The sequence below is a fragment of the Streptomyces purpurogeneiscleroticus genome, from assembly GCF_020024005.1.
In the GTDB taxonomy this organism is placed as follows: domain Bacteria; phylum Actinomycetota; class Actinomycetes; order Streptomycetales; family Streptomycetaceae; genus Streptomyces; species Streptomyces purpurogeneiscleroticus.
This window is the reverse complement of record NZ_NHSG01000380.1, coordinates 1-4,421: the sequence shown is the minus strand read 5'-3', so window position 1 is coordinate 4,421 and position 4,421 is coordinate 1. Positions and strand designations below refer to the sequence as shown.

The following is a 4,421-nucleotide window of genomic DNA, read 5'->3' as shown; positions in this document are numbered from 1 at the left end:
CCCACCTCCACCACGCATGCAGCGAAGGTAGCGCTCCTCACCGGCCGTCGCTGGGGCCTGTGGATAACCTCCTCCGCACACCACGGCCCCGCCCCGTTCGTAAGAACCGGGCGGGGCCGTGGCCGTGCGCGATCAGCGTGCCGTCAGCCCTCCGGCGTGACCCCCGCGCGCATCAGCCCGTACGCGTACGCGTCGTCCAGGGCCTGCCAGGACGCGGCGATCACGTTCTCCGCGACGCCGACCGTGGACCACTCGCCACGGCCGTCGCCGGTGGAGACCAGGACGCGGGTGATCGATCCCGTGCCGAGCGCGCCCTCCAGGATGCGGACCTTGTAGTCCACCAGCTCCATCTCCGCCAGCTGCGGGTAGATTTGCTCCAGCGCCACCCGCAGCGCCCGGTCCAGCGCGTTGACCGGGCCGTTGCCCTCCGCCGTGGCCACGATCCGCTCGCCCTTGGCCCACAGCTTCACGGTCGCCTCGTTGGCGTGCGTGCCGTCGGGGCGGTCCTCGACGATCGCGCGCCAGGACTCGACCGTGAAGTAGCGCAGCGGCTTGCCCTGGACCTCCTCGCGGAGGAGGAGCTCGAAGGAGGCGTCGGCGGCCTCGTAGGTGTACCCGGCGAGCTCACGCTCCTTGACGCGCTCGACGACCCGGGCCACCAGCTCGCGGTCCTCGCCGAGCTCTATGCCCAGCTCCTTGCCCTTGAGCTCGATGGAGGCGCGGCCCGCCATGTCGGAGACCAGCATCCGCATGGTGTTGCCGACCAGCTCGGGATCGATGTGCTGGTACAGGTCGGGGTCGACCTTGATCGCGGAGGCGTGCAGGCCCGCCTTGTGCGCGAAGGCGGAGACGCCGACGTACGGCTGGTGGGTGGAGGGCGTGAGGTTGACGACCTCGGCGATGGCGTGCGAGATCCGGGTGGTCTCGGCGAGCTTGCCCTCGGGCAGCACCTTGCGGCCGTACTTCAGCTCCAGCGCGGCGACCACCGGGAAGAGGTTGGAGTTGCCGACCCGCTCGCCGTAGCCGTTGGCGGTGCACTGCACGTGCGTGGCGCCCGCGTCGACCGCCGCCAGGGTGTTGGCCACCGCGCAGCCCGTGTCGTCCTGCGCGTGGATGCCCAGCCGCGCGCCGGTGTCCGCCAGTACTGTCCGTACCACCGCGGTGACCTGCGCGGGAAGCATGCCGCCGTTGGTGTCGCAGAGCACCACGACGTCCGCGCCGGCCTCGCTCGCGGTGCGGACGACCCGCTTGGCGTAGTCGGCGTCCAGCGCGTAGCCGTCGAAGAAGTGCTCGCAGTCCAGGAAGACCCGGCGGCCCTGCTCGCGCAGGTAGGCGACGGTGTCGCGGATCATGGCCAGGTTCTCGTCGAGGGTGGTGCGCAGTGCCAGCTCCACGTGGCGGACGTGGGACTTGGCGACCAGCGTGATCACCGGGGCCTTGGAGTCCAGCAGCGCCGCGACCTGCGCGTCGTCCTCCACCCGCACGCCCGCCTTGCGGGTGGCGCCGAACGCCACCAGCTGTGCGTGCCGGAAGGGCACCTCTTCCTGCACCCGCTGGAAGAACTCGGTGTCCCGGGGGTTGGCGCCGGGCCAGCCGCCTTCGATGAAGCCCACGCCGAAGTCGTCCAGGTGGCGCGCGATCGTCAGCTTGTCCGCCACGGTGAGGTTGATGCCCTCGCGCTGCGCTCCGTCGCGCAGCGTCGTGTCGAACACATGGAAATCGTCGGACAGTGATGCGTCGGAGGTGTCCGTCATGCTGATCTGGCTCCTGTCGGGATCTTCGGTCTACCGGAATGAACCGGTGCCACCGTCCCTCTATGATCCCTCGCGCTCCGTCCCCGGTGGCGGGTGGGCCGGGAAACGAAAAAACCCCTCGCGGGTGCGAGAGGTCTGCGCGCGGGTCTGGGACGACGGTGCCGCGCCGTACTCGGTTTCGTACGGGGCGGTCACTGCGGACCGGCGCGCCTGCTGCCAATAATCATGGCGAACGAGAGCATGGGGGCAGTCTTGCACACGACTGCCCCCAAAGTGCCCGGTGTCTCAGGATGCGAGCAGTCGCTCGTCCTTTCCGGCCTTCCCGTCCTTGGCGACCCGGTGCAGGTCGATGGTCCGGGTCTCGCGCATCGTCAGGTAGACGACGAGGGAGACGGCGGCGCAGCCCGCGACGTACCAGTAGTAGCCGGACTCGTTGCCGCCGCTCTTGAACCACAGGGCGACGTACTCGGCGGTGCCGCCGAAGAGGGCGTTGGCGATGGCGTACGGGAGGGCGACGCCGAGGGCCCGGATGCCGGTCGGGAACAGTTCGGCCTTCACGCAGGCGTTGATCGAGGTGTAGCCGGTGACGACGACGAGGGCGAGCAGGGCGAGGCCGAGGGCGGGCCAGAAGGAGCCGGCGTGCCGGAGCATCGTCATGATCGGCACGGTGAGGAAGGTCGAGCCGATCGCGAAAGTGATCAGCAGCGGGCGGCGGCCGATGCGGTCGGACAGCCGGCCGGCCAGTGGCTGGATGCACATGAAGACGAAGAGGGCGCAGAAGCTGACCAGGGAGGCGGTCGGCTTGTCCATGCCGGCGCTGCCGGAGAGGTACTTGGTGAGGTAGGTGGTGTACGTGTAGTACGCCACGGTGCCGCCCATGGTGAGCGCGATGACGAGGAACGCCTCGCGCTTGTGGGCCCAGAGTGCCTTGAGGGTGCCGCGTGCCGGGTCGGCGTTGGCGCTGTCGTCCGCGGCGTAGACCTCGGTCTCCAGCATGTTGCGGCGGAGGTAGAAGACGATGCCGGCGCCGAGCGCGCCGATGATGAAGGGGATGCGCCAGGCCCAGCTGTGCAGGGCGTCCTCGGACATGGTGCGCTGCAGGATGATCTGGAGGCCGAGGCCGAGGAGCTGGCCGGCGGTCATCGAGACGTACTGGAAGCTGGAGGCGAAGCCGCGGCGGCCGGGTGCGGAGGCTTCGGTGAGGTAGGTGGCGCTGGCCGCGTACTCGCCGCCGACGGAGAGGCCCTGGAGCATGCGGGCGACGAGGAGGACGGCGACGCCGCCGTAGCCGGCGACCTCGTAGGTCGGGGCGACGGCGATGAGGACGGCGGAAGCGGACATCAGGGTGACGGTGAGCGTCAGGGCGGCCTTGCGGCCCTTGCGGTCGCCGACGCGGCCGAGCAGCCAGCCGCCGACGGGCCGCATGAAGAAGCCGACGGCGAAGACGCCCATGGTGTTCATGAGGTTGGCGGTCTCATTGCCCTTGGGGAAGAAGGAGTCCGCGAAGTAGACGGCGAAGCTCGCGTACACGAACCAGTCGAACCACTCGACCATGTTGCCGGCCGAGCCGACCCAGATCTTCTTCCATTGCTCTCGTCCCATAGCCGAGAACGGTGCCGGACCAGCGATCTCCCTGCAAGGGTGCACCAGGCAACGATCAGGCGACGTTCCGTGCGTTATGTACCCGCCGGGGCATCGGCCGGGGTCAGCGCCTCGTCGAGGAAGTCGCGTACGTGGCCGAGGACGTCCTCGCGGGAGAGGCCGGGGAGGCCGACGACGAGGTGGGTGCCGAAGCCGTCGAGCAGGGCGCGGGTGCGGACGGCGAAGCGTTCGGCGTCCACGGGGCGCAGTTCGCCCTTGGAGGCGCCTTCGACGAGGAGGGCGACCAGGTCGCGGTGCCAGGCGAGTTCGAGGTCGAGCTGGCGTTCGCGGGTGGGGTCGTCGGCGTTCTGGGAGCGGTTCCAGACCTCCAGCCAGAGGGTCCAGCGGGGGTCGCGGTGGCCTTCGGGGAGGTAGAGGTCGACCAGGGCGTCGATGCGGGCGCGGGCGGGGACGCGGCGGGCCAGCTCGGCGCGGCGCTCCGCGCCGAGCTGTTCCTCGCTCCACTGGAGGGTCTGGAGCAGCAGCTCGTCCTTGGTACCGAAGTAGTACAGGATGTGGCCGCTGCTCATGCCGACCTCGCGGCCGAGTCCGGCCATGGTGAGCCGGTCCAGGCCCTCCGCCGCGATGGTGGTCATGGCCGCGGCGAGCACCTGTTCGCGCGGCTGGCTGAGGCGCCGCCGGGGACGGCGCTCGGGACCGGGCACGGGGACCTCCTGGACCGGCTGATCAGTGCGGCTGATCAGACCTTGGGCTGCTGCTGGGTGATGCAGTGGATGCCGCCACCCGCAGCGAAGATCGTACGGGCGTCGACGAGGGTGACCGTACGGTCGGGGAAGAGCCGGCGGAAGATGCCGGCCGCGTGCTCGTCGCGCGGGTCGTCGAAGCCGCAGAGGACGACGCCGTCGTTGCAGAGGTAGTGGTTGATGTAGGAGTAGTCGACGAACTCGCCGTCCTCCTCGATGACGGTGGGCGCGGGGACCTCGACGATCTCCAGCTGCCGGCCGCGGGCGTCGGTGGCGTCCTTGAGGACCTTGACGATCTCGGCGCAGACGGCGTGGTCGGGGT

4 protein-coding genes are annotated in these 4,421 nt (G+C 70.0%); all 4 read right to left on the bottom strand.

The window, feature by feature from the left end:
- Positions 1–143: 143 nt before the first annotated feature.
- Positions 144–1,754 carry a citramalate synthase gene (cimA, locus tag CCS38_RS27585; RefSeq protein ID WP_223736038.1) on the bottom strand — a complete coding sequence of 537 codons (1,611 nt, stop codon included), beginning with the start codon at positions 1,752–1,754 and terminating at the stop codon, positions 144–146.
- 285 nt (positions 1,755–2,039) lie between these two features.
- On the bottom strand, positions 2,040–3,356 hold the full coding sequence (locus CCS38_RS27580; protein WP_223736037.1) for an MFS transporter: 1,317 nt from the start codon (positions 3,354–3,356) through the stop codon (positions 2,040–2,042).
- Positions 3,357–3,430: 74 nt separating this feature from the next.
- Positions 3,431–4,060 carry a TetR/AcrR family transcriptional regulator gene (locus CCS38_RS27575; RefSeq protein WP_223736036.1) on the bottom strand — a complete coding sequence of 210 codons (630 nt, stop codon included), beginning with the start codon at positions 4,058–4,060 and terminating at the stop codon, positions 3,431–3,433.
- Between the two features lie 35 nt (positions 4,061–4,095).
- The coding region (locus CCS38_RS27570) for an agmatine deiminase family protein (protein ID WP_223736035.1) at positions 4,096–4,421 on the bottom strand (326 nt) is incomplete at its 5' end.